This window comes from Pseudomonas sp. CMR5c, from assembly GCF_003850545.1.
Lineage (GTDB): Bacteria > Pseudomonadota > Gammaproteobacteria > Pseudomonadales > Pseudomonadaceae > Aquipseudomonas > Aquipseudomonas piscis.
The window spans coordinates 3,900,680-3,922,768 of the sequence record NZ_CP027705.1 but is presented as its reverse complement, the minus strand read 5'-3'; the positions used below and the strand labels follow the sequence as shown (position 1 = coordinate 3,922,768).

General features: G+C 61.2%; 25 protein-coding genes. 13 read left to right on the top strand and 12 right to left on the bottom strand.

Annotation, left to right across the window (positions count from 1 at the left end; all coding sequences use genetic code 11):
- Positions 1-22: 22 nt before the first annotated feature.
- The 4 genes from alkB to C4K40_RS18020 all read right to left on the bottom strand — a co-directional run bounded on the left by alkB (position 23) and on the right by C4K40_RS18020 (position 2,064).
- Entirely contained in the window at positions 23-757 is a 735-nt protein-coding gene (gene alkB / locus C4K40_RS18030) for a DNA oxidative demethylase AlkB (RefSeq protein WP_053130772.1), read from the bottom strand.
- The gene (locus C4K40_RS18025) at positions 747-1,463 is read right to left on the bottom strand and encodes a 2OG-Fe(II) oxygenase (RefSeq protein WP_053130770.1); all 717 of its coding nucleotides are present in this window, start codon (positions 1,461-1,463) and stop codon (positions 747-749) included. The genes alkB and C4K40_RS18025 overlap by 11 nt, the downstream gene beginning before the upstream one ends.
- Before the next feature lie 89 nt (positions 1,464-1,552).
- Positions 1,553-1,723 carry a hypothetical protein gene (locus C4K40_RS31575; protein WP_022639120.1) on the bottom strand — a complete coding sequence of 57 codons (171 nt, stop codon included), beginning with the start codon at positions 1,721-1,723 and terminating at the stop codon, positions 1,553-1,555.
- Between the two features lie 38 nt (positions 1,724-1,761).
- Entirely contained in the window at positions 1,762-2,064 is a 303-nt protein-coding gene (locus C4K40_RS18020) for a DUF1883 domain-containing protein (RefSeq protein ID WP_022639119.1), read from the bottom strand.
- A 214-nt stretch (positions 2,065-2,278) separates the two neighbouring features.
- Between C4K40_RS18020 and C4K40_RS18015 the strand changes: the two genes are divergently transcribed.
- From C4K40_RS18015 to C4K40_RS18000, 4 genes are all read left to right on the top strand, one after another.
- Positions 2,279-2,632 (top strand): hypothetical protein, encoded by a 354-nt coding sequence (locus C4K40_RS18015; protein WP_022639118.1) that lies wholly within the window; start codon positions 2,279-2,281, stop codon positions 2,630-2,632.
- 208 nt (positions 2,633-2,840) lie between these two features.
- Positions 2,841-3,491, top strand: coding sequence for a cytochrome c (locus C4K40_RS18010; protein WP_053130766.1), 651 nt, complete (start codon positions 2,841-2,843; stop codon positions 3,489-3,491).
- Positions 3,492-3,556: 65 nt separating this feature from the next.
- A complete protein-coding gene (locus C4K40_RS18005) occupies positions 3,557-4,408 on the top strand; it encodes a c-type cytochrome (RefSeq protein WP_371263422.1) in 852 nt (283 codons plus the stop codon).
- Positions 4,409-4,478: 70 nt separating this feature from the next.
- Positions 4,479-4,709 carry a hypothetical protein gene (locus C4K40_RS18000; protein ID WP_022639115.1) on the top strand — a complete coding sequence of 77 codons (231 nt, stop codon included), beginning with the start codon at positions 4,479-4,481 and terminating at the stop codon, positions 4,707-4,709.
- A 6-nt stretch (positions 4,710-4,715) separates the two neighbouring features.
- Here the strand turns inward: C4K40_RS18000 and C4K40_RS17995 are convergent, their stop codons facing one another.
- Positions 4,716-4,997 (bottom strand): hypothetical protein, encoded by a 282-nt coding sequence (locus C4K40_RS17995; RefSeq protein WP_022639114.1) that lies wholly within the window; start codon positions 4,995-4,997, stop codon positions 4,716-4,718.
- A 420-nt stretch (positions 4,998-5,417) separates the two neighbouring features.
- Here C4K40_RS17995 and galU point away from each other — a divergent pair, with 420 nt between their 5' ends.
- Both galU and gorA read left to right on the top strand, forming a co-directional pair.
- The gene (gene galU, locus C4K40_RS17990) at positions 5,418-6,257 is read left to right on the top strand and encodes a UTP--glucose-1-phosphate uridylyltransferase GalU (RefSeq protein ID WP_022639112.1); all 840 of its coding nucleotides are present in this window, start codon (positions 5,418-5,420) and stop codon (positions 6,255-6,257) included.
- A 132-nt stretch (positions 6,258-6,389) separates the two neighbouring features.
- Positions 6,390-7,748, top strand: coding sequence for a glutathione-disulfide reductase (gene gorA / locus C4K40_RS17985; protein WP_053130760.1), 1,359 nt, complete (start codon positions 6,390-6,392; stop codon positions 7,746-7,748).
- On the opposite strand, the gene C4K40_RS17980 is transcribed toward gorA, so the two are convergent.
- Positions 7,749-8,753 carry a DNA-binding protein gene (locus C4K40_RS17980; RefSeq protein ID WP_053130758.1) on the bottom strand — a complete coding sequence of 335 codons (1,005 nt, stop codon included), beginning with the start codon at positions 8,751-8,753 and terminating at the stop codon, positions 7,749-7,751.
- 179 nt (positions 8,754-8,932) lie between these two features.
- Here C4K40_RS17980 and C4K40_RS17975 point away from each other — a divergent pair, with 179 nt between their 5' ends.
- The 3 genes from C4K40_RS17975 (at position 8,933) to ahpF (ending at position 12,271) form a co-directional block, all read left to right on the top strand.
- Positions 8,933-9,871, top strand: a complete 939-nt coding sequence (locus tag C4K40_RS17975; RefSeq protein WP_022639109.1) for a site-specific integrase — start codon at positions 8,933-8,935, stop codon at positions 9,869-9,871.
- Between the two features lie 150 nt (positions 9,872-10,021).
- On the top strand, positions 10,022-10,585 hold the full coding sequence (ahpC, locus tag C4K40_RS17970; protein WP_017907017.1) for an alkyl hydroperoxide reductase subunit C: 564 nt from the start codon (positions 10,022-10,024) through the stop codon (positions 10,583-10,585).
- A 120-nt stretch (positions 10,586-10,705) separates the two neighbouring features.
- The gene (gene ahpF / locus C4K40_RS17965) at positions 10,706-12,271 is read left to right on the top strand and encodes an alkyl hydroperoxide reductase subunit F (RefSeq protein WP_053130755.1); all 1,566 of its coding nucleotides are present in this window, start codon (positions 10,706-10,708) and stop codon (positions 12,269-12,271) included.
- Positions 12,272-12,358: 87 nt separating this feature from the next.
- On the opposite strand, the gene gloA is transcribed toward ahpF, so the two are convergent.
- On the bottom strand, positions 12,359-12,880 hold the full coding sequence (gene gloA / locus C4K40_RS17960; RefSeq protein ID WP_022639107.1) for a lactoylglutathione lyase: 522 nt from the start codon (positions 12,878-12,880) through the stop codon (positions 12,359-12,361).
- A gap of 198 nt (positions 12,881-13,078) precedes the next feature.
- Between gloA and C4K40_RS17955 the strand changes: the two genes are divergently transcribed.
- Positions 13,079-13,606 carry a DUF4946 domain-containing protein gene (locus C4K40_RS17955; RefSeq protein ID WP_053131404.1) on the top strand — a complete coding sequence of 176 codons (528 nt, stop codon included), beginning with the start codon at positions 13,079-13,081 and terminating at the stop codon, positions 13,604-13,606.
- Positions 13,607-13,850: 244 nt separating this feature from the next.
- Here C4K40_RS17955 and C4K40_RS17950 read toward each other — a convergent pair whose 3' ends face one another.
- From C4K40_RS17950 to C4K40_RS17940, 3 genes are all read right to left on the bottom strand, one after another.
- Positions 13,851-14,216 (bottom strand): histone-like nucleoid-structuring protein, MvaT/MvaU family, encoded by a 366-nt coding sequence (locus tag C4K40_RS17950; protein WP_022639105.1) that lies wholly within the window; start codon positions 14,214-14,216, stop codon positions 13,851-13,853.
- 242 nt (positions 14,217-14,458) lie between these two features.
- Positions 14,459-15,997 (bottom strand): EAL domain-containing protein, encoded by a 1,539-nt coding sequence (locus C4K40_RS17945; protein ID WP_053130752.1) that lies wholly within the window; start codon positions 15,995-15,997, stop codon positions 14,459-14,461.
- 62 nt (positions 15,998-16,059) lie between these two features.
- On the bottom strand, positions 16,060-16,953 hold the full coding sequence (locus C4K40_RS17940) for a LysR family transcriptional regulator (protein WP_053130750.1): 894 nt from the start codon (positions 16,951-16,953) through the stop codon (positions 16,060-16,062).
- 86 nt (positions 16,954-17,039) lie between these two features.
- Between C4K40_RS17940 and C4K40_RS17935 the strand changes: the two genes are divergently transcribed.
- The 3 genes from C4K40_RS17935 (at position 17,040) to hpaR (ending at position 19,871) form a co-directional block, all read left to right on the top strand.
- A complete protein-coding gene (locus C4K40_RS17935; RefSeq protein WP_053130747.1) occupies positions 17,040-17,996 on the top strand; it encodes a DMT family transporter in 957 nt (318 codons plus the stop codon).
- Positions 17,997-18,243: 247 nt separating this feature from the next.
- On the top strand, positions 18,244-19,320 hold the full coding sequence (hppD, locus tag C4K40_RS17930; RefSeq protein WP_022639100.1) for a 4-hydroxyphenylpyruvate dioxygenase: 1,077 nt from the start codon (positions 18,244-18,246) through the stop codon (positions 19,318-19,320).
- Between the two features lie 128 nt (positions 19,321-19,448).
- Complete coding sequence (gene hpaR, locus C4K40_RS17925; RefSeq protein WP_022639099.1) at positions 19,449-19,871, top strand: homoprotocatechuate degradation operon regulator HpaR; 423 nt, start codon at positions 19,449-19,451, stop codon at positions 19,869-19,871.
- Positions 19,872-19,950: 79 nt separating this feature from the next.
- On the opposite strand, the gene rarD is transcribed toward hpaR, so the two are convergent.
- Both rarD and C4K40_RS17915 read right to left on the bottom strand, forming a co-directional pair.
- Positions 19,951-20,832 carry an EamA family transporter RarD gene (gene rarD, locus C4K40_RS17920; RefSeq protein WP_031319954.1) on the bottom strand — a complete coding sequence of 294 codons (882 nt, stop codon included), beginning with the start codon at positions 20,830-20,832 and terminating at the stop codon, positions 19,951-19,953.
- Positions 20,833-21,021: 189 nt separating this feature from the next.
- Positions 21,022-22,035 (bottom strand): aldo/keto reductase, encoded by a 1,014-nt coding sequence (locus C4K40_RS17915; RefSeq protein ID WP_053130744.1) that lies wholly within the window; start codon positions 22,033-22,035, stop codon positions 21,022-21,024.
- Positions 22,036-22,089: the final 54 nt, after the last annotated feature.

Below are 22,089 nucleotides of genomic sequence, written 5' to 3'. Positions count from 1 at the left end.
TCGGTTGGGAATGGTAGCCAGCTTAACCCTGTACCCCTTGCTCGGCACTCCGCCGCTTGCGGTCCAATTCCGGGGTCGGGCCGGCTTGGCGAAATGTCAGGTTGATCCGTTGCTGGCCGAGCAAGGGATGGCTGCCATCCTTCACGGGGAGTACGCCGTGATAGCGCAGGCGATCCACGCCGCCCCAGACCACCACGTCGCCGTGCAGCAAGGGCACCCGCAGGCTGCGATCGCTGCGTTGCAGGCCGCCGAACAGGAAGACCGCCGGCAGGCCCAGGGACAGGGAGACGATGGGCGCGCTGTAGTCGTGCTCGTTCTTGTCCTGGTGCAAGGACATCTTTGCCCCGGGACGGTAGCAGTTGATCAGGCAGGAATCGGGGGCGAAGTCGGCGAAGCCTGCGGCGTGCGCCGCCGCCGCGGCCAGTTGGCGGAAGACTTCGGGCATCCTCGGCCATGGATAGCCACTCTGCGGGTCGGTGGCGCTGTAGCGGTAGCCAGTCAAGTCGGTGGTCCAGCCCAGTTGCCCGCAACTGCTCAGGCCCACCGACATGGCGAAGCCGCCGGGGGTGAGCATCTGGCGAAAGGGCGCCTGTGCCAGCACCTGCTTCAGCGCCGGCAGCAGGCGTTCGATCCAGGGCAAGGCAAACCCGCGCAGCGCCAGGGATTGTGGCCCCAGATGCTCCATGCGTGGGGGCTGCTGCAGTTCTTCCTCGCTGAACAGGCCGAGGTTGCCAGGGGCGGTATCGCTAGAGCGCATCGTGGAAAATAACTCCCAGAGTATGGCGTTGGCCGCTGTGCACACGGCTGACGCCATGGCGCATGGTCACCCGATAATGACCGCGAGAGCCCTTGATCGGTCGATGATGCACGGCGAATACCAGCCCATCACCCTGCTTCAGACCAATGACCTGGGGGCGCGATTGCATGCGTGGACGCTGTTCGGTGAGCACCAGTTCGCCACCTGTGAAGTCCTTTTCGGGTTGGGACAGCAAGAACACCACCTGCAAGGGAAAGACATGTTCGCCGTAGAGGTCCTGGTGCAGGCAGTTGTAGTCCCCGGCGGTGTATTGCAGCAACAGCGGCGTGGGTCGTTGCTGCCCAGCCTCATGGCAGCGCTGCAGGAACTGTGGGTGCTGTTCGGGGTAGTGGGTGTCGATGCCCATGGCCAGGTTCCAGCGGTTGGCGATCGCCACCAAGCGTGGATACAGCTGCTGGCGCAACTGGGCTACCAGCTCGGGCAGCGGATAGCGAAAGTACTGGTACTGGCCGAGCCCGAAGCCATGGCGGGCCATGAGTACCTTGGAGCGAAACAGCTCGCTGCGGGGGTAGAGTTCGCTCAGGGCCTGGCATTCATCGATATTCAGCAGCCCTTCGAGACGGGCGCAGCCGTCCTGGTCGAGGGCCTGATCGATGCAGGCCCAGTCCAGTCGTTGCAGGCGATGGGGCAGGGGAGAGACGGTCATGGCGCAAGTTTCCTGGACAGAAGGCGGACTGCGGTCATTCTCCGGCCCCGAGAAGTGGCGGGCACTCCGCTGCTTGCGCTTGAATCCGATTACAGGGCTTTGCTCACGCTGACATCGCTGATGACGTCGTCGCTCTGGCCGTGCAGGGCCAGCAGAGCGGTCAGGGCTTCTTCGGCGGTACCGGTTTCGAGCTGGGCGAATTCGAAGCGCCGCTCGCCGTTAAGCTTGTACTTGATGACGTATTTGGTGGTGTTGGGCACGGGGCTACCTGTTTGTCGCAAGGAGGGGAAAGCGCTACCTAGCGCAGTTTCGAAGTGGAGCGGCGGATGATGCGGATCGAGTGAGTCAGGTTCGGCTTGCGGGTCACGCTGATGGCGCGCCGGGAAACGGTGTCGATGGTGATGTTCCAGAAGCCGGTGCTGGGGGCGGTGATCTTCGCCGGGAACTTGTCGAAGGCGCCGCCGTGGTAAGTGTGCCGGCCACCGTTCTTGAAGCTGCGGAAGTTGGCGTCGTTCATCAGGCGGATGTTGCAGGTCTGGGAGCATTCGATGACGACGATGTCGTCCTCGTTGAGGTGCTCGCGCTGATGGATGAATTTCATGTGGGGGGACTCCAGGAAGCCGATTGCGGTTAAAGCAAAAAACGTTTGCGTGGGCAGTGCTGCAGTTTATCAGGCTGAAGGGTTTATTATCCGGCCCCGCTGTCGGGCTTTGACAATTTAAAACAGTTATTTGGATTTTTATCGGCGATAAAGCCGTGCCTCCGGAGAAAAATGGCGTGCTGGCTGTCGGAGGGGTTTTCATTGGAGATTTCATATGAAGCGGTGGGTGTGGGTACTGGCATTGGCAATTGGCGGCTGTTCCACCGTCTCGGATATCAACCAGACGCCACCGACCCTGAATGTCATTTCCGGGAAAAAGCCCGAAGAGTACGCCAAGTGCCTGAGCGCGAGGCTGGCCGACAGCCGTGGCGCCTTGCAGCTTGAGGCGAACAAGTCCGGCGGTTATCGAGTGATAGTCCCGCAAAGCCTGTCGCCGGCCCCGGCGGCAATTTTTTATATCGACGAACGTTCCGGTGGTAGCAGCATCAAGCTGCACGAGCAGATGTCCAACAACCCATTGCGTCCCGGGGATGTGCTCAAGGCCGGGGAGCGTTGTATCTCAGGTTGAAGGGTGCTTAACGGCACGCCTGCAAGGTTTCCTGCTCTACTCGGCAGGAAGCCGGCAGGCTTTTTTTTGCCTGCTGAAAAGACCGGGGAACCCCGGCTATTCGGGCTATAGAGGGTAATTGGGCGTTGTCGCTGTGGATCTATTGACCTACTATTCTTCTGCTTATATCAAGTAAGTCTAAGCATATAACTAGAATAATGGAGTTCATATGATCCCACTGGATCGAATGCTATTGAGTGGCCTGATGCTGCTTTTTGTGCAATCTGCCCATGCCGTGGACGGGCAGAAAGTCTTCACCCAGGGCGGCTCCCAGCCGGGGGCGGCGGCCTGCATGGCCTGTCATGGTGCGGATGCGATGGGGCTGGCGCCCGCTGGTTTTCCGCGTCTGGCCGGCTTGCCGGCGGGGTACCTGAGCAAGCAACTGCATGATTTTCGCAGTGGTGCTCGTACCAGCCCGGTCATGCAACCGCTGGCCAAGGCCCTGACCGAAGATGAAATCTCCGCCGTGACCGCCACCCTCGCTGCCATGCCTGCCTCGAAAACCCCTGCTACCAGTCGCGCCCAGCCTGCGGTCGGGGTGGGCGAGCGCCTGGCCTTGCGCGGAGCCTGGGATCGCCAGGTGCCCGAGTGCGTCAGTTGTCATGGCCCGGGAGGTGCGGGTGTCGGCCAGGCTTTTCCACCGCTGGCCGGGCAGCCTGCTACCTATCTGGTGGCGCAGCTGAATGCCTGGCGCGAGGGTGCTCGGCACAATGACCCCAATGACCTGATGGGGCATATCGCCAAGTCCCTGAGTGCCGAGGAAGTCACCGCGGTGGCGGACTACTTCGCCAACCTGAGCCAGAAGGAGGCACGTCCATGAAGACAATGATTGCAGGGACGGTGCTGGCGGCGCTGGCGGCCCAGGTGCAAGCGGCCGGGATCGCCATGGAAGACCAGTCGCAGATCCAGGCCCCGAGCGCATCCTCCAGCGCCCGGTATTTCCAGGCACCGGCCGAGAATGAACTGCCGGACAACGCCTACGGCAAGCTGGTGCGCGAGGGACATGCATTGTTCGTCGATACCAAGCGCCTGGCGCCGAAGTATGTGGGCAACGGCCTCAACTGCAGTAACTGTCACCTCGACCAGGGGCGCCTGGCCAACTCCGCTCCGCTGTGGGGCGCCTACCCGATGTATCCCGCCTATCGCAAGAAAAACGACAAGGTCAATACCTTCGCCGAGCGCTTGCAGGGCTGCTTCCAGTTCAGCATGAACGGTGGCCAGCCGCCGGCGGCGGACAGTCCGGAAATCACCGCGTTGTCGGTATACGCCTATTGGTTGGCGAGCAAGGCGCCGTTGGGCACCGAGCTGCCAGGCCGTGGTTATCCCGACGTGCCGCAGCCGGCCAAGGGGTATGACCTCAAACGTGGCGCCGCGGTGTACCAGGCGCAGTGCTCGGTCTGCCATGGCGAGCAAGGCCAGGGGCAGAAGTCAGGGGAGGGCTACGTGATGCCGCCGCTCTGGGGCAAGGACTCCTACAACTGGGGAGCAGGGATGCACCGGATCAATACCGCGGCGTCATTCATCAAGCACAACATGCCCTTGGGCAAGGGGGGCAGCCTGAGCGATGAGCAAGCCTGGGACGTCGCGGCCTTCGTCAACAGCCATGAACGGCCTCAGGATCCGCGCCTGGTGGATGGTTCGATCGAGAAGACCCGAGTCAAGTTTCACGCCAACGATGGAGTGAATCTGTATGGGCAAACGGTAGAAGGCGTGCTGATCGGCCAAGGCATCCGATAAACTGTCGCCTATCGTCACCGATGCCGCTCGGGCTCCCGCCTTGGCGGCATCGTCTTTTTTGGGAGAAAGCATGAAGCGGGAACACGTCAGGGAAAAGCATGCAGAGGGCTTGATCTCTGCCACCCATGTAATCCAGAACCCGGCCAATTCCGGGGAGTGGATCGTGTTTTTCAAGAAAAGCGCTGGGCGCAGCTATTTCCTGGTGGATGACAGCGACGAGGTGGAATCCTTCGCGCGCCTGGACGACTTGATCGAGACCATTCGCGGCCTGGGGATCAAGTTTGCCGAGATCCATATCTAGGCCTCGCTATTTGCAGACCACCACCACGCTGCGGCTCTTGTAGTTGCCGACATCCACGCCCAGGGTCTTGTCGTTTTCACCGGGGGCGGGAGTGCCTTGCGTACCGATGATCCGATAGCCGGTACCGGCGCAGGAGGCCTCGGCCTTTTCATAGCAGCTGGCCCAGGATCCGGCTTCCCCGGAACAGTCTATGCTCAAAGCCTGTTCGCCATTGGCCAGGTAGGTATCGGACACGGTGGCGCAGCCGCCCAGGGCCAGGATCGCCGAGATTGCCAGCAGTTTGTTCATGGATTTTTCGTCGTCTTGAGGGGGGAGGAACACCTGTTGGCGATGCTATAGCTAATGGCCATGGCGGTACAGGGATTGCTGGTCGTTCTTGGTCTTGTTGCAGCTGCCTGCGGGCGATCTTGCGAGATCGATGCCGCAGGCATCTTGCCTGGTGCCATCACCGGGTATCCGAAAGGGGCTCGGATCTTGCTCGGGATCGCCCGCAAGCAGGCTGCCTACGCTCTCGCTGGTCGGGCTGGAAGCAGCGCACTGCAAGCCTTTGGGGTCATGCTCCAGGCGATCCGATGGGCGCTGCGGAACTATCTGGCGCTTTATTTCTCTATGATGGCAGCGGTTAGCCAGTGTGGGGCATTGTAAGGTGCTCGCCGCCTGATTAGACTGCGCCGAAACTCGTACGCACAGCCTTATTTAAGGACTCATATGATCAAGAAATGCTTGTTCCCTGCAGCCGGTTACGGTACTCGCTTCCTGCCAGCGACTAAGGCCATGCCCAAAGAAATGCTGCCGGTGGTGAACAAGCCACTGATCCAGTACGGCGTTGAAGAAGCGCTGGATGCTGGGTTGAATGAAATCTCCATCGTGACCGGTCGTGGCAAGCGCGCCCTCGAAGACCACTTCGACATCAGTTACGAGTTGGAAAACCAGATCAAGGGCACCGACAAGGAGAAGTACCTGGTCGGTATCCGCAAGCTGCTGGACGAGTGCTCGTTCTCCTACACCCGCCAGACCGAAATGAAAGGCCTGGGCCATGCGATTCTCACCGGTCGTCCGCTGATCGGTGACGAACCTTTCGCCGTAGTGCTGGCTGATGACCTGTGCGTCAACCTCGAAGGCGACGGCGTGCTGACCCAGATGGTCAAGCTGTACAAGCAGTTCCGTTGCTCGATCGTGGCCATCCAGGAAGTCGACCCACAGGAAACCAACAAGTACGGCGTGATCGCCGGCGAGATGATCCGCGACGATATCTATCGCGTTCACAGCATGGTCGAGAAGCCAAAGCCCGAGGATGCTCCATCGAACCTGGCGATCATCGGCCGCTATATCCTGACTCCGGATATCTTCGACCTGATCGAGCAGACCGAGCCAGGCAAGGGTGGCGAGATCCAGATCACCGACGCCCTGATGAAGCAGGCGCAAAACGGTTGCGTGATGGCCTACAAGTTCAAGGGCAAGCGTTTTGACTGCGGTGGCGCCGAAGGCTACATCGAAGCGACCAACTTCTGCTTCGAGAACTTCTACAAGACCGGCAAGGCTTACTGATAGCCGCTGCGAGGTTTTCTCTGGAAAAGCCACCTGCGGGTGGCTTTTTCATTTATCGCCCATATGTCCATCCACTGCGCTGACCGCTTCGCCATCTGCGGTTATGCTTGTCAGCCTGCCTGGGAGAGTGAAATGGCCTACGATTTTGATCTGTATGTAATTGGCGCCGGTTCCGGCGGTGTACGTTGCGCACGTTTTGCCGCAGGCTTCGGGGCGAAGGTCGCGGTGGCCGAGAGCCGTTACCTGGGAGGCACCTGCGTCAACGTCGGCTGCGTGCCGAAGAAGCTGTTGGTGTACGGCGCCCACTTCGCCGAAGACTTCGAGCAGGCCTCCGGGTTCGGCTGGGATCTTGGTGCGGCGAATTTCGACTGGGCGACCCTGATCGGCAACAAGGATCGGGAAATCCATCGCCTCAACGGCATCTACCGCAACTTGCTGGTCAACAGCGGCGTGACCCTGCACGAAGGGCATGCCAAGTTGATCGATCCGCATCAGGTGGAGGTCAATGGCCAGCGCTATACCGCCAGGCACATCCTGATCGCCACTGGCGGCTGGCCGCAGATCCCGGACATCCCGGGGCGCGAACATGCCATCAGCTCCAATGAAGCCTTCTATCTCAAGGAACTGCCCAAGCGCATCCTGGTGGTGGGCGGCGGCTACATCGCGGTGGAGTTCGCCGGAATCTTCCACGGCCTGGGGGCGGACACCCAGTTGTTGTATCGCGGTGACTTGTTCCTGCGCGGCTTCGATGGCGCGGTGCGCAAGCACCTGCAGGAAGAGCTGACCAAGCGCGGCTTGGGGTTGCAATTCAATGCCGACATCGAGCGTATCGACAAGCAAGCCGACGGCAGCCTCGAGGTTACCCTCAAGGATGGTCGCAAGCTGGCGGCCGACTGCGTGTTCTATGCCACGGGGCGTCGGCCGATGCTCGACAACCTGGGCCTGGAGAATACCGCGGTCAAGCTCGACAAGCGCGGCTTCATCGAGGTCGACGATCTGTATCAGAGCAGCGAGCCGTCGATCCTGGCCATTGGCGATGTGATCGGCCGGGTTCAGTTGACCCCGGTGGCCCTGGCCGAAGGCATGGCGGTTGCGCGCCGTCTGTTCCAGCCCGAGCAATATCGCCCGGTGGATTACCGGATGATTCCTACTGCCGTGTTCAGCCTGCCGAACATCGGCACCGTCGGTCTCACCGAGGAGCAAGCGCGCGAGGCTGGACACCAGGTGCAGATTTTCGAAAGCCGTTTCCGGCCGATGAAGCTGACCCTGACCGACTGTCAAGAGCGCACCCTGATGAAGCTGGTGGTGGATGCCGAGACCGACAAGGTGCTGGGTTGCCACATGGTCGGCCCGGACGCAGGTGAGATCGTCCAGGGCCTGGCCATTGCACTGAAGGCCGGGGCGACCAAGCGTGACTTTGACGAAACCATCGGCGTGCATCCGACCGCCGCTGAAGAGTTCGTCACCATGCGGACCCCGGTCGCCGGCTGATCAGGCGTCCTTTGCTGCGCCTGGCTGGGCCTTGTCGGCAGCCAGGCGCAGCGCCTCCAGGCTGGTCTCGGCCTTGGTGGCGCGTGCTTCCAGTTCCTTGCCCGCCCGGGTTTGTTGCCGATTCTTTTCCTTGAGTGCCTGGATCTCTTCCTGAGCTACGCGCAAGCGCTCCTGAAGCAGAGTGCCTTCGTTGCCCTGGCGGGCCAGTTGCTCATTGAGTTGCGTCTGCAGAGTGCTGCCCTGGCTCAGCGCTTCCTGGGTCTGCTTGAGCTCTTTGAGAGTGGTGCGTTGCTCGCTGAGCAGGCGTTCGTTGTCGCGGTGCAGCTGGGTGATCTCATCCTGGCGTACCAGGAGGCTCTGCTGGGCCTGGCGCAACTCCATCTGGACTTGCTGCATTTGCCCCTCGTGGCGACGCAGTTCCTGGTCGCGCTGCTCCTTGCTGGCTGCGCGGTAATGCTCCAGGGCGTCGCGGGCATGCAGGTGCTTTTCTTCCAGGGAGCGGATCTGCTGTTCCTTGTCGGCCAGGCGCAGGTCGTAGTCCTTGAGGGCCTGGCCGAGTTCGGCATTGTGGGTCCGTTCGCCCTGCAGCATGTTGCGGGTGTCGTGTAGTACGGCGCTTTCGTTGGCCAGGGCCGCGACCTTGTCCTGTATTTGCTGCTGCAGTTGCTCTTCATGGCGGCGTATTTCCTCCAGTTGCTGCTCCAGCGCCTGCTTCTGCTCCTGGAAGTGGGCGAGGGCCTGTTCCAGTGGCTCCTGGGCCTGCTCCGAAAGACGCCGGGCGAGGCGCCCGACCAGCTCCGCGAGCTCTTCGTCCAGTGGTATCGGACCGGAATCCCGTTGTCCGATGCCGTCATCCAGCTCCTTCAAGTAGCGGTGAATGGTGGTTTTCGAACCGGTATTGCCCATTTCTATACGTACTGCATCGATGCTGGGGTGTCCGCCGCGGGCAAGGATCGCCTGGCGCGCCTTTTTCACCACCGCTTTGTTTATGCCTCCGCGAGCCATCTTGCCTCCAACGATTTAGTACTGTGTTACGTGGTATGTAATTTAGGTAATTGTACATATGAATTTTCATGCCAGATAGCAGGATCATAACAATGGATATTTTAGTATTATCCAATCTCAGCGACCTGCATCGGGTTTTCCTGCCGATTTTGCCCTGTACTTGCTGGAGTCAAGGCGCCATGAGTGAACTGGATCGTTATCTACAAGCGGCCACCCGCGACAACACCCGTCGCAGCTATCGAGCGGCCATCGAGCATTTCGAGGTGCAGTGGGGAGGCTTCCTGCCGGCGACGGCGGAAGGCGTCGCCCGTTACCTGGCGGCCTATGCCGGCGAGTTGTCGATCAACACCTTGAAGCTGCGCTTGTCGGCATTGGCGCAGTGGCATAACAGCCAGGGGTTCGTCGACCCGACCAAGGCCCCGGTGGTGCGCCAGGTACTCAAGGGGATTCGGGCCTTGCACCCAGCCCAGGAGAAGCAGGCCGTGCCTTTGCAGTTGCAGGACCTGGAGCGGGTGGCCAGCTGGCTCGATGAGCAGGCGTCGCTAGCTCTGGCCGAGCGTTGCCAGGCCGGCCTGCTGCGTGCGCGGCGGGATCGGGCGTTGATCCTTCTGGGGTTCTGGCGTGGCTTTCGCAGCGACGAGCTCTGTCGTGTGCAGGTCGAGCATGTGCAGGCCCACGCCGGCTCCGGCATCAGCCTGTACTTGCCGCGCAGCAAGGGCGATCGCGACAACCTGGGCCGTACCTACAGCACGCCGGCCTTGCAGCGCCTGTGCCCGGTGCAGGCCTACATCGAATGGATCAATACCGCCGCACTGGTGCGCGGGCCGGTATTTCGCGCCATCGATCGCTGGGGCAACCTGGGCGAGCAGGGGCTGCATGCCAACAGTGTGATTCCCCTGTTGCGCCAGGTGCTGGAGCAGGCCGGTATCGCCGCCGAGCGCTACACCAGCCATTCCCTGCGCCGCGGGTTCGCCACCTGGGCCCAGCGCAGCGGCTGGGACCTGAAGTCGCTGATGGCCTACGTGGGGTGGAAGGACCTGAAATCGGCCATGCGCTATGTCGAGGCAGAGCCCTTCGCGGGCATGGCGCAGCTCAGGGAGAAGGCGGTCGCCCCTTAGGCAAGGTTTTTTCTATTAATACTCAGGGCTCATAGCCAAAACCAATCGAGAGCATCAGGTTTACCAATGAGCCAGATGGCGACTCATTGGCTAGGATTCTCCCCATCAAGTTTTCACCCAATGTCTTCAACCACTGATGGAGAGTCAACGATGCCTATCATCAACAGCCAAGTTAAACCGTTCAAAGCTACTGCATTCAAAAACGGTGAGTTCGTCGAAGTATCGGATGCCGACCTGAAAGGCAAGTGGTCCGTAGTGTTCTTCTACCCAGCTGACTTCACCTTCGTCTGCCCGACCGAGCTGGAAGACCTGGCCGACAACTACGCCGAATTCCAGAAGCTGGGCGTTGAGATCTACAGCGTTTCCACCGACACCCACTTCGCCCACGCTGCCTGGCACAACACTTCGCCAGCCATCGGCAAGATCAAGTACACCATGATCGGCGATCCGACCCTGGCCATCTCCCGCAACTTCGACGTGCTGATCGAAGAAGCCGGCCTGGCTGACCGCGGTACCTTCGTGATCAACCCGGAAGGCCAGATCAAGATCGTTGAAATCAACGATGGTGGCGTAGGTCGTGACGCTTCCGAGTTGCTGCGCAAGATCAAGGCCGCCCAGTACGTCGCTGCCCACCCAGGCGAAGTCTGCCCAGCCAAGTGGAAAGAAGGCGAGGCCACCCTGGCTCCGTCCCTGGACCTGGTCGGCAAGATCTAAGTCCATGCGTCATCCAGAGGCGGTCATCCGCACTTAAGTAAGCCGCACCGCCCTCAAATAACGCCCGGGCGAGATTCGCCCGGGCGTTGTTTTTTTACCGAACCAAAGGAAATCGCCCGTATGTTGGACGCCAATCTTAAATCTCAGTTGAAGTCATACCTGGAGCGGGTCACACAGCCGATCGAGATCGTCGCCTCCCTCGACGACGGTGCGAAATCCCAGGAAATGCTCGCTCTACTCAAAGACATCGTCAGTCTTTCCAATCAAATTACCTTGCTCGACAACGGTACCGATGCGCGCAAGCCGTCGTTCTCGTTGAATCGCCCGGGGAGTGATATCAGCCTGCGTTTCGCCGGTATCCCCATGGGCCACGAGTTCACCTCCCTGGTACTGGCGCTGCTGCAAGTGGGTGGCCATCCATCCAAGGCCAGCGCGGAAGTGATCGAGCAGGTCCGCTCGCTCAAGGGTGAGTTCAACTTCGAAACCTATTTTTCGCTGTCCTGCCAGAACTGTCCGGACGTGGTCCAGGCACTGAACCTGATGGCGGTGCTCAACCCCAATATTCGCCACGTGGCCATCGATGGCGCGCTGTTCCAGGCCGAGGTAGACGAGCGCAAGGTCATGGCCGTGCCCAGCATCTACCTCAATGGCGTGAACTTCGGCCAAGGCCGCATGGGCCTGGAAGAAATCCTGGCCAAGCTCGACACCGGCGCGGTGGAGAAACAAGCGCAGAAACTCAGCGCCAAGGAAGCCTTCGACGTGCTGGTGGTCGGCGGTGGCCCGGCCGGCGCTGCGGCAGCCATCTATGCTGCGCGCAAGGGGATTCGCACCGGTGTGGTCGCCGAGCGTTTCGGTGGGCAAGTACTGGACACCATGGCCATCGAGAACTTCATCTCGGTGCAGGAGACTGAAGGCCCGAAACTGGCCGCGGCCCTGGAAGAGCACGTCAAGCAATACGACGTCGATATCATGAACCTGCAGCGTGCCAGTGCCCTGGTGCCAGCCAAGGATGCGGGTGGCCTGCATGAGGTGCGGTTCGAGAGCGGCGCCAGCCTCAAGGCCAAGTCGGTGATCCTGGCCACCGGTGCGCGCTGGCGTGAAATGGGCGTGCCCGGTGAGCAAGAGTACAAGGCCAAGGGTGTGTGCTTCTGCCCGCACTGCGATGGCCCGCTGTTCAAGGGCAAGCGCGTGGCAGTGATCGGCGGCGGCAACTCAGGTGTCGAAGCGGCCATCGACCTGGCGGGTATCGTCAGCCATGTGACCTTGCTGGAGTTCGACAGCCAACTGCGTGCCGACGCTGTGCTGCAACGCAAGTTGTTCAGCCTGCCCAACGTCAAGGTCATCACCAGTGCCCTGACCAGCGAAGTCAAGGGCGACGGGCAGAAGGTCACTGGCCTGGTCTACAAGGATCGCCAGTCGGGTGAGTTCAACAACGTCGAACTGGAAGGCATCTTCGTGCAGATCGGTCTGCTGCCCAACACCGACTGGCTCAAGGGCACGGTTGAATTGTCGCCACGTGGCGAGATCATCGTCGATGCGCGCGGCGAGACTTCCTTGCCTGGAGTGTTTGCGGCAGGTGACGTCACCACGGTGCCGTACAAGCAGATCGTGATCGCGGTGGGCGAGGGGGCCAAGGCATCCCTGAGTGCTTTCGACCACCTGATCCGGACCTCGGCGCCGGACTGAGCCGCCCCCTGGAACAACAAAACCCCATGAGCCATGGCCCATGGGGTTTTTTCTTGCCTGGCGAACCAGGCCCGGTTGGCTGCTGCCTTACAGCGGAGCTGGCTGGATGATCTCGACCCAGTAGCCATCCGGATCCTTGATGAACGCCAGGCTTTTCATGCGGCCGTCGTTCAGGCGCTTCTGGAAGTCGCAGCCCAGGGCTTCGAAGCGCTCGCAGGCGGCGACGATGTCCGGTACCGAGATGCAGATGTGGCCGAAACCGCGAGGGTCGGTATTACCGTTGTGATAGGCGAACTGCGGGTCGTTCTCGGTGCCGTGGTTGTGGGTCAGCTCGAGAATGCCGGGGATCGACTTCATCCATTCGGTACGCGCCGCGGCGTCGACCGGGATCTGCGCCTTGTCCACCAGGGCCAGGAAGTACAGGCTGAACTCAGCCTCGGGGAAATCACGTTTCTCCACCAGGGAGAAACCCAGGACCCGGGTGTAGAAGTCCAGGGAGCGGGTGATGTCCTTGACGCGCAACATGGTGTGGTTGAACACGAAGCGGGCGGTGGCGGCGTCAGGCTGGGCGGTTACGCCGGGAAAAGTGTTGAGTTCGTTGAGGCTCATGGGCCCTCCGGGAAAATGAGACGGCAAGGGCTGGTCGAAGGCTCGGGCAGCGGCTTGCCGGGGCAATGGTTCGGACATCCTTGGGATTGGCCAATGATACGCAAGTGCCTGGGATGGGCCAAACCCAAAGCTCTTGATCTATTGCCCATTCCTGGCGCCGGGCTCAGACTCCAGGCTCCCTTTTCCAGTGTGCAGAACATGATCCTGTCGTTCAGAACCTCCGTTGTAGCCCTGTTCCTGGCAATACTCGCCGGTGCCGCCCAGGCGGCTCCCGAAATCAGCTGGCCCCAGGGCTGGACGGTGGAGCCGGTGCCCTCCCAGGAGGCCGACCAGGCCGCCAAGGTGTCGCGCCAGCGGGCGGTGAAGAACGATGCCGCGGGCAATCCGCAACTGGTCATGGAGTTGACCATGAGCCAGGTCGAGCCCGGGCATGTAGTCAATCTCCAGGGGGTATTGCTGGAGATGCGCAAGTCAGTACAGAAGGACTTTGCCCAAGGTGGTTACCAGAGCGTGTGCAACAAGATCCATGCCGCGCAGTTGAGTCGCCTCGAAGCATTGGAAACCACTTGCACTATTACCCAGAATGGCCGGCATGTGCTGTCACAAACATTGGTGGCCGCATTGGATGGGGATAAGGCTTATGTACTTTCATACGCTGGCCAGGCAGCGGCTTATGCCGATAGTCGGGATGAAGTACTCGCCATTCGAAATAACCTGAAACTTTAAGCGGGTTTAAGGCTCATCGTTTGCTTTCTGCGTGTTGCAGGTTCGTTATCGAAAGGCATTAAGCGTGAAGTTGAGCATGCCCGGCCCTTATTCCACGCTGGCTGCAGCTCGCGAGAGGGCAGATGTGATGCAGGAGTCTGCCTGCAATGTGCGTAAGATCTTTCCTTTGACTCTGGGGCACTAAAATTATTCCGCTCAATAAAAAGCCCTGCATGTGCAGGGCCTTTTTCAGGTGCGGCTTTGTTCAAGCACGCAGCCAGGAGTCCACAGTAGCGGCGCCGTATTGTTCTTTCCAAGCCTTCAGGCCGCGATGGTTGCCGCCCTTGGTTTCGATCAGCTCGCCGGTGTGCGGGTTCTGGTAGACCTTGACCACACGGGCGCGGCGCTGTTTAGGGGCGCTGGCCTGTGGCAGGCCGGCCTTGCCCAGGTTCGGATCGAGGATCGCGATGATGTCACGCAGGTTCTTGTCGTAGGACTTCATCAGAGCCTGGAGTTTTTCTTCGAACTCGATTTCCTTCTTGAGCCCGGCGTCGTTCTTCAGGGATTCAAGCTGGGCGAGCTGTTCTTGAAGTGCTTTCTCGGCAGCACGGAATTCAGCAAGTCTGGACAATATCTTCACTCCAATAGTCTATTTTGGCTAATACACAGCACAAACAAAGCTATAAGCCATGAACTGGTTAAGGTTCGATTAACTGGCCTACCTGTGAATCTTGTACAGGCGTGAAAAATTGTAGTAGTTAACGCGCCGCGAGTAAATCGTGTTGTTCTTGTTCCAGGCCATATTTGTAAATTGATGCAAAGCTGCTCATGCCCGGAGTTACTTGTCGAGCATTATTTTTCTGACATGGCTATTTAATGGCGCGCTATAGCTGTAACAAATTCTGAGCTGGGCATGGGCTTTCCAAACAAGTAACCCTGGAGCAAATGCACGCCCTTGGCTGTCAGGTAATCCCGTTGTTCGGCAGTTTCAATACCTTCGGCGACTATGCTCAGGTCGAGTTTGAGTGAGAGTTCGATAATGCTGTCCAGTATATGCAGCGACAGTGCATCGGCACCGATCATGGCCACGAAACTCTGGTCGATTTTCAAGTAGTCGACATTGAAGGTGCGCAGATAACCGAGGCTGGAGTGGCCGGTGCCGAAGTCATCGATGGCGATCATCACCCCCAGTTCACGTAATTCAGCGAACAACTGCTGGGTGACGGCCGTAGGCTCGATCAGTTCACGTTCGGTCAGTTCCAGCACCAGGACCACCTTGCCCGGCTCGAATGCCGCCAGGAACTCCCGGCAGTCCTCCAGCAATTGCAGGTCCTGGCAATGGCGCGCGGTGATATTGATGGCGATATGAAAGCCGTCGGGGAAGTTCCCGGCCCAGGGCGCCAGTACTTCTCGGGTCTGGCGCAGCAACGAACGGGTCATGGGCACGATCAACCCCGTATGTTCGGCGAAGGGAATGAACAGGTCAGGACGGACCAGGCCCTCCCTGGGGTGTTGCCAGCGCATCAGCACTTCGATACCGGCCCACTGCAGGCTGTCGCCGCGCACAATCGGCTGGAAGTACGGGATGAACTCCCGCGCCACCAGTGCTCGCTGCAGCTCGTGCCTGGGGGAAACGGCACGTTGTTGCAGCCAGTGGGCGAGGCCGCCGGCGGCGGCGCCGAGGAAGATCAGCAAGCTGAACAGCGCCGGATACTGGCTTTTCATATAGCGCCAGACACTGCCCTGGGCGAACCCGGCATTGACGCTGTAGGGATAGCGTGACGAGGTCAGTTGCTGGCTGGCCACCGCTGCCAGGGGAGCGTTGCCTTCGCGCACCTGGCCGTCACTAGACAACCAATGCCGGCCCACTTGCAGTTGCAACTGAGCGAAACGGCTGAGCATGCGCAGGGTGTTGGTCGGATGATAACCGTTGATGGCGGCCAGGGCAGCGCCTTCGCCGGCGCTCAAGCGGTAGACCAGCAGCGGGGTCTCGGGAGTGACATGGTTGCCATCCATCAGGCGCAGCCGGCCATCCACGTAGTCCCGGGGATCGAGGACCGCCGCGTAGCTGCCCAGGTATGAACTGCAGTAGTTGTTGTCGCGCCACACCAGGTTGGTGGAGCGCACCAGTGGGCGCCGGGTCACTTGTTCGCGCAGGGCCAGTTGCCGGGCGGCGTCGCACTCCTGTCCGGCCAGGGGCAGCAGGGCACGGGCGGCGCTGTCGGAGTGGTCGAGCATCTGGTCGAACTGCTCGATGGCTTCTTCGGCGATTTCCTGGCTGTTGTGCAGCAAGGTCCGTTGCGCCTGGAGGTAGAGGATGACGGCTCCGAGCACGATCGGCAGGAGTATCGCCAGCAAGGTCCAGAGGGTGTGGGTGGAGCGTTGGAGTGGACCTTTGGCGGTCAGCGGCATGGGTCGGACCTGTGGCAAGGGGGAGGGGCAGGGCGCCGGTCACGGACGCGGTATTGCCTGGATCATCGCAGGATAGACGGCTTTGCCTGGCTGCAGAGACCCTGGGCAAGGTCGATGAAGGCCAGGGTCGCTGGCGATGACTGGCGGCGGTCCAGCACCGCGACACCGATCTTGCGCTGCACTGCCGGCACCAATGGGCGACTTGTATAGCGCGGGTCTGCCCCTTGGGGCAACGACAATTGGGCGACGATGCTCAGGGCATCGCCCCGGGCCACGGTTTCCAGGGTGCTGAGCAATTGTGAGCAGCGATAGCGAATGTTGGGGACCAGCCCGGCGCCAATGAACAACCGCGACACCAGTTCCGCGGAGCCGGCCTCGGTGAGGACGAAGGGATCCTGGCACAGCTGCTCCAGGCTTAGCTGCGACTCGCCGGCCAGGGGATGGCCTGCCGGAACCAGGGCCAGCAGTTGGTCCTGCGCCAGGGGGAAGCTGTCGAAGCGTTCCTGGGGCAGCACCACGAAGCCCAGGTCGATACGCCGCTCCTCCAGCCACTGCAGGACCTGGCGGTCCGGTCCTTCGTCGATATGCACTTCGATCCCCGGATACTGGGCGCGGTATTGCGCCAGGATCGGTGGCAGCAGGCGGATGGAGGAGGAGGGACCGAACGAGCCGATGCGCAAGGTGCCACGCTTCATGCCCCGGACATCGGCGGCCTCCTGTTCCAACGTCGCTGCCAGGCCGAGCATGGCCCGGGCCCGTGCCAGCAATTGCTGGCCGATGTCGGTGAGCTCGACCTGGGCCTGGTGCCGACGGAACAACTCCACCCCCAGCTCCTGCTCCAGGGACCTGATGGCGTGGGACACCGCCGACTGGCTGATGCCCAGGCGCGTGGCGGCGCTGGTGAAGCCCTGGAACTGGGCTACCCGGGAAAAGATTTCCAGCTGGGTCAGGGTCATGAGTAAAAGCTCATTTTACGATGATCAGGCATTAGACAAAGAATATTCCGGCAAGACAAATCCGATCTTCTTCGAGTGCGATCAACATGAGCGAGAGCAGTTTCTTTGCCCCACTGGCTGCCAGGCACCACGACCTGGGGGTCTATTGCAAGTTGGCGGCGGTGACCATGATCTGGGGCGGCACCTTCGTCGCCGGGCGCTACCTGGCCTCGGGGCTGTCGCCGTTGCTGGCCGCCAGCTTGCGTTTTCTCCTGGCTAGCCTGGCCCTGCTGGGCTTCATGGCCCTGGCGCGAATTCCCCTGGTGCGCCCGAGCTTCAGGCAGCTCGGCCAACTGGCGCTCTTGGGGTTCTTCGGGATCTTCTTCTACAACCTGTGCTTCTTCCTCGGCCTGCAGCAGATCAACGCCTCGCGAGCCTCGCTGATCGTCGCCCTGAACCCGGCGGTGATCGCCCTGGCATCCTGGGCACTGTTCAAGGAACGCCTGGACCGGCGCAAGCTGCTGGGTATCGGCCTGTGCCTGGGAGGTGCGGCCCTGGTGATCTGCAGTCGTGATCCTTCGGCCCTGGTCAGCCAGGCGGGGAGTTGGCGCGGCGACTTGTTGATCCTCGGTTGTGTCCTGGGCTGGGGCGTTTATTCGCTGTTTTCCAAGGAACTGAACCAGAGCCTGGGACCGCTGCAGACGGTGACCTACTCGGTGGTGCTGGGAACCTTGATGCTGTGCGCGGCGACCCTGGTGCGCGGCGAATTCGACCTGCAAGCGGTGCTCCACCTGGACCTGGCCCAAGGCCTGGCTCTTCTATACCTGGGTGTACTGGGCTCGGCGCTGGCCTACATCTGGTACTACGACGGCCTGCGGCGGATCGGCGCTACCCGCTGCGGGGTATTCATCGCCCTCAACCCGCTGACGGCGGTGATTCTCGGGGCGCTGCTGCTGGCCGAGCAACTGAGCCTGGTGATGGTGCTGGGGGGCGCGCTGATCCTGGGCGGGATCTACCAGTGCAACCGGCCCCTTGCGAAGGGGACAAGCAAGGCGATTTCATAAAGAGTGCGGACAAAGGCTTTTACGCTGTGTAGAATCTGGTTACGCATACAATAATAAAGTCTTCTGGCAGCAGAAGCCTGGCCAGCCGGCAAGACAGGACCGATATGAAGATTCTCGGATTCCAACTCATCTATGGTGACTTCCTCGCGCGCAGCGTGCGGGGCATTTCCTGCGCACCACCTGCCTTCCTCAGCATTGATAGCAACTAACGATCCGTTAATTCTAAAAATATGATGAGGCGCCAACCATGGCAGATATCTTTGAAAACCCGATGGGCCTGATGGGCTTTGAATTCATCGAATTCGCATCGCCCACCCCCAATACCCTCGAACCGATCTTCGAGATCATGGGTTTCACCAAAGTCGCGACCCATCGTTCAAAAGACGTGCACCTGTATCGCCAAGGCGCGATCAACCTGATCCTCAACAACGAACCCCACAGCATCGCTTCCTACTTCGCCGCGGAACACGGCCCGTCGGTATGCGGCATGGCGTTCCGCGTCAAGAATGCCCAGCAGGCCTACGCCCGCGCCCTGGAACTGGGTGCGCAGCCGATCCACGTCGCCACCGGCCCGATGGAACTGAACCTGCCGGCGATCAAGGGCATCGGCGGCGCGCCGCTGTACCTGATCGACCGCTACGGCGAAGGCAGCTCGATCTATGACATCGACTTCGTGTTCCTCGAAGGCGTGGACCGCAACCCACCAGGTGCGGGCCTGAAGATCATCGACCACCTGACCCACAACGTGTATCGCGGACGCATGGCCTACTGGGCCGGTTTCTACGAGAAGCTGTTCAACTTCCGCGAGATCCGATACTTCGACATCAAGGGCGAATACACCGGCCTGACTTCCAAGGCCATGACCGCCCCGGACGGCATGATCCGCATCCCGCTGAACGAGGAATCGTCCAAGGGCGCAGGCCAGATCGAAGAGTTCCTGATGCAGTTCAACGGCGAAGGCATCCAGCACGTGGCCTTCCTCACCGACGACCTGGTCAAGACCTGGGACGCCCTGAAGAAGATCGGCATGCGCTTCATGACCGCACCGCCTGATACCTACTACGAAATGCTCGAAGGGCGCCTGCCAAACCACGGCGAGCCGGTTGATCAACTGCAATCGCGCGGCATCCTGCTCGACGGTGCCTCGGATAAAGAAGACAAGCGCCTGCTGCTGCAGATCTTCTCGGAAACCCTGATGGGCCCGGTGTTCTTCGAGTTCATCCAGCGCAAAGGCGACGATGGTTTCGGCGAGGGCAACTTCAAGGCACTGTTCGAATCGATCGAGCGTGACCAGGTACGACGTGGCGTGCTCGCCACCGAATAAGCCGCGTAGCGCTTGAAGCCCAAGCCCGGCCAGGTCTTTCCTGGCCGGGCTTTGTTTTGCCTGTCGGTTGGCGATTATGAATGTGTTAATGTTCTCGCCTTTGTTTCCAGGCCCTGACCGACTCCTTGATGAAAACCCCCAGACCTTCCCTGACCCTGACCCTGCTGCAGGCCCGTGAGGCCGCCATGGCGTTCTTCCGTCCTTCGCTGAACCAGCACGAGCTCACCGAACAGCAGTGGCGGGTGATCCGCATCCTGCGCCAGAACGGCGAACTGGAGAGCCACCAGCTGGCGAAGATGGCCTGCATCCTGCCGCCAAGCATGACCGGGGTGCTGACGCGCCTGGAGCGCGATGAGTACGTCAGCCGGCGCAAGTCACCGGAGGACCAGCGCCGCCTGTTCATCACCCTGACCCAGAGGGGCCATGCCTGCTTCGAATCCATGAGCGACGACATGGAGATCAACTACCAGAGGATCCAGCAGCAGTTCGGCGAGGAAAAGATGCAAGCCTTGCTGGCACTGCTCAACGAACTGAAGCAGATCAAGCCCTGACGCGGCACTGGCGAAAGTAGCCGGGCTCGAGCCAGGGCGAGGCTGCGGGCAGGTTTGCAGAAGCTCTTTGGCTATTCCATTACCCGCGTCGCTGGCGCAGCAGGTGGCGCGCACCCTCGGTGATCAGCACCAGCACCGCCAGCCAGATCGGCACGTAGGTCAGCCATTGGCCCTCCTTGATGCTTTCCCCCAGCAACAGGGCCACCATCAGCAGCAACACCGGCTCCACGTAGCTGAGCAGGCCGAACAGGCTGAAAGCCAGTTGGCGGCTGGCGATGATGTAGCACACCAGCGCCGAGGCGCTGATCAGGCCCAGCAGCGGGATCAGCAGGTACAGCCGGGGCTGGGCATCCAGCACGGCGAAGCCTTGTTCGCCTCCTTGCACCACCCATAGCGCCACCGGTATCAACAGCGCCATGTCCAGCCACAATCCGCCCAGGTGATCGCTGTGCAAGCGCCGGCGCAGGACGAAGTACAGCGGGTAGCCCACGGCCACCACCAGGGTCGCCCAGGAAAAACTGCCAGCCTGGTACAACTCGTTGAGCACGCCGATGCAGGCCAGCGTTGCGGCCAGCTTTTGCAGCCGCGACAGGCGTTCGCCGTAGACGATACGCCCCGTGAGGATCATGGTCAGCGGCAGCAGGAAGTAGCCCTGGGATACATCCAGGCTGTAGCCGTTGAGCGGCGCCCACATGAACAGCCACAACTGCACGCCCACCAGGGCCGAGGACAACAGCAGCGCCAGGGCCATGGCCGGCCTGGCGCGCACCCGGCGCAAGACTTCGCCGACCCTTGGCCATTCGCCGGTGAGCAGCATGAACAGGGTCATGCAGGGCAGGGTGAGGAGCATTCGCCAGCCGAAGATCTCCACCCCGGTAAGGGGCTCCAGCAGCGACGTGTAGAAATACATGACGGCGAACAGCACCGACGCCAGGACCGATAACGCAATACCTTTAGACACACTGTCCTCGTAAGACCCGGAGGCGCAGGGCGCCGGGAGTTGGGGGGTAAACAAGCGAGGGCAATATAGAGGGTTTGGCGCGAGATTTTTGCTCTGTTTGCGACATGCCGGCGGGATATTTTTTCATTCGTCCCTGAGGCCGCCTCCAGCAATCGCCGGCGGCGGCCCTCGGACCGCCACCGGCAGCTCTCAGTCGAGGCGGGCAAAACGCCCCGGGACGAAATGGCTGACATCGTTGAAGCCCGGCGTCGAGGCGTGCCCCGGGGTCACCAGGGAGTCGACGAAGGCTTCGTCCTCGGCGCTGATGCGCACGGCCAGCGCCCGGGCATAGGCGTCCCATTGGGCCTCGGTGCGCGGGCCGACGATGGCCGAGCTCACCGCCTGGTTGTTCAGCACCCAGGCAATGGCGAACTCGACGATACCCAGCCCGCGGCCCTGGGCGTACTGCTGGACCTGCTGGGCGATGCGCAGGGACTCCACTCGCCATTCGGTCTCCAGGATGCGCTTGTCCTGGCGGCCGGCGCGGCTGTCGCTGTCCGGGGTCGCGTTGGGTGTGTACTTGCCGCTGAGCACGCCGCGGGCCAGTGGACTGTAGGGCACCACGCCCAGGCCATAGGCACGGGCCGCGGTGATCTGCTCGCCTTCGGCCTGGCGGTTGACCAGGTTGTACAGCGGCTGGCTGATCACCGGGCGCTCCACGCCCAGCTGGTCGGCAATGCGTACCGCTTCGGCGATCCGCCAACCCCGGTAGTTGGACAGCCCCCAGTGGCGGATCTTGCCCTGGCGCAGCAGGTCGCCGATGGCCGCGATGCTCACTTCCAGCGGCGTGTCGTGGTCCTCGCGGTGCAGGTAGTAGATGTCCAGGTAATCGGTGCCGAGCCGGGTCAGGCTGGCCTCGATGGCGTTGCCGATGTGCTTGCGGTTCAGGCCGCTGCGATTGGGCACGCCGTCGGCCGGGCCGAAGCCGACCTTGGAGGCCAGCACCCAGTCATGGCGGTGGCGGGCGATGGCCTCGCCGACGATCTCCTCGGAGCGGCCCTGGTTGTAGACATCGGCAGTGTCGATGAAGTTGATGCCCTGGTCCCAGGCCTTGTCGATGATGCGCAGCGAGTCTTCGGTGCTGGTCTGCTCGCCGAACATCATGGTGCCCAGGGTCAGGCTGGAAACCTTGAGGCCGGAGTGACCGAGGATGCGATAGCTCATGGGGCGGGATCCTTGTGCTGGAGAGGTGGCGGGGCCGCCCATCAAATACCAGAA

Excerpts from the sequence above, each read along its gene's own strand:
- alkB (WP_053130772.1), bottom strand. The coding sequence starts at position 757 with ATGCGCTCTAGCGATACCGCCCCTGGCAACCTCGGCCTGTTCAGCGAG.
- C4K40_RS18025 (WP_053130770.1), bottom strand. The coding sequence starts at position 1,463 with ATGACCGTCTCTCCCCTGCCCCATCGCCTGCAACGACTGGACTGGGCC.
- C4K40_RS18020 (WP_022639119.1), bottom strand. The coding sequence starts at position 2,064 with ATGAAATTCATCCATCAGCGCGAGCACCTCAACGAGGACGACATCGTC.
- C4K40_RS18015 (WP_022639118.1), top strand. The coding sequence starts at position 2,279 with ATGAAGCGGTGGGTGTGGGTACTGGCATTGGCAATTGGCGGCTGTTCC.
- C4K40_RS18010 (WP_053130766.1), top strand. The coding sequence starts at position 2,841 with ATGATCCCACTGGATCGAATGCTATTGAGTGGCCTGATGCTGCTTTTT.
- C4K40_RS18005 (WP_371263422.1), top strand. The coding sequence starts at position 3,557 with ATGGAAGACCAGTCGCAGATCCAGGCCCCGAGCGCATCCTCCAGCGCC.
- C4K40_RS18000 (WP_022639115.1), top strand. The coding sequence starts at position 4,479 with ATGAAGCGGGAACACGTCAGGGAAAAGCATGCAGAGGGCTTGATCTCT.
- C4K40_RS17995 (WP_022639114.1), bottom strand. The coding sequence starts at position 4,997 with ATGAACAAACTGCTGGCAATCTCGGCGATCCTGGCCCTGGGCGGCTGC.
- galU (WP_022639112.1), top strand. The coding sequence starts at position 5,418 with ATGATCAAGAAATGCTTGTTCCCTGCAGCCGGTTACGGTACTCGCTTC.
- gorA (WP_053130760.1), top strand. The coding sequence starts at position 6,390 with ATGGCCTACGATTTTGATCTGTATGTAATTGGCGCCGGTTCCGGCGGT.
- C4K40_RS17980 (WP_053130758.1), bottom strand. The coding sequence starts at position 8,753 with ATGGCTCGCGGAGGCATAAACAAAGCGGTGGTGAAAAAGGCGCGCCAG.
- C4K40_RS17975 (WP_022639109.1), top strand. The coding sequence starts at position 8,933 with ATGAGTGAACTGGATCGTTATCTACAAGCGGCCACCCGCGACAACACC.
- ahpC (WP_017907017.1), top strand. The coding sequence starts at position 10,022 with ATGCCTATCATCAACAGCCAAGTTAAACCGTTCAAAGCTACTGCATTC.
- ahpF (WP_053130755.1), top strand. The coding sequence starts at position 10,706 with ATGTTGGACGCCAATCTTAAATCTCAGTTGAAGTCATACCTGGAGCGG.
- gloA (WP_022639107.1), bottom strand. The coding sequence starts at position 12,880 with ATGAGCCTCAACGAACTCAACACTTTTCCCGGCGTAACCGCCCAGCCT.
- C4K40_RS17955 (WP_053131404.1), top strand. The coding sequence starts at position 13,079 with ATGATCCTGTCGTTCAGAACCTCCGTTGTAGCCCTGTTCCTGGCAATA.
- C4K40_RS17945 (WP_053130752.1), bottom strand. The coding sequence starts at position 15,997 with ATGCCGCTGACCGCCAAAGGTCCACTCCAACGCTCCACCCACACCCTC.
- C4K40_RS17940 (WP_053130750.1), bottom strand. The coding sequence starts at position 16,953 with ATGACCCTGACCCAGCTGGAAATCTTTTCCCGGGTAGCCCAGTTCCAG.
- C4K40_RS17935 (WP_053130747.1), top strand. The coding sequence starts at position 17,040 with ATGAGCGAGAGCAGTTTCTTTGCCCCACTGGCTGCCAGGCACCACGAC.
- hppD (WP_022639100.1), top strand. The coding sequence starts at position 18,244 with ATGGCAGATATCTTTGAAAACCCGATGGGCCTGATGGGCTTTGAATTC.
- hpaR (WP_022639099.1), top strand. The coding sequence starts at position 19,449 with ATGAAAACCCCCAGACCTTCCCTGACCCTGACCCTGCTGCAGGCCCGT.
- C4K40_RS17915 (WP_053130744.1), bottom strand. The coding sequence starts at position 22,035 with ATGAGCTATCGCATCCTCGGTCACTCCGGCCTCAAGGTTTCCAGCCTG.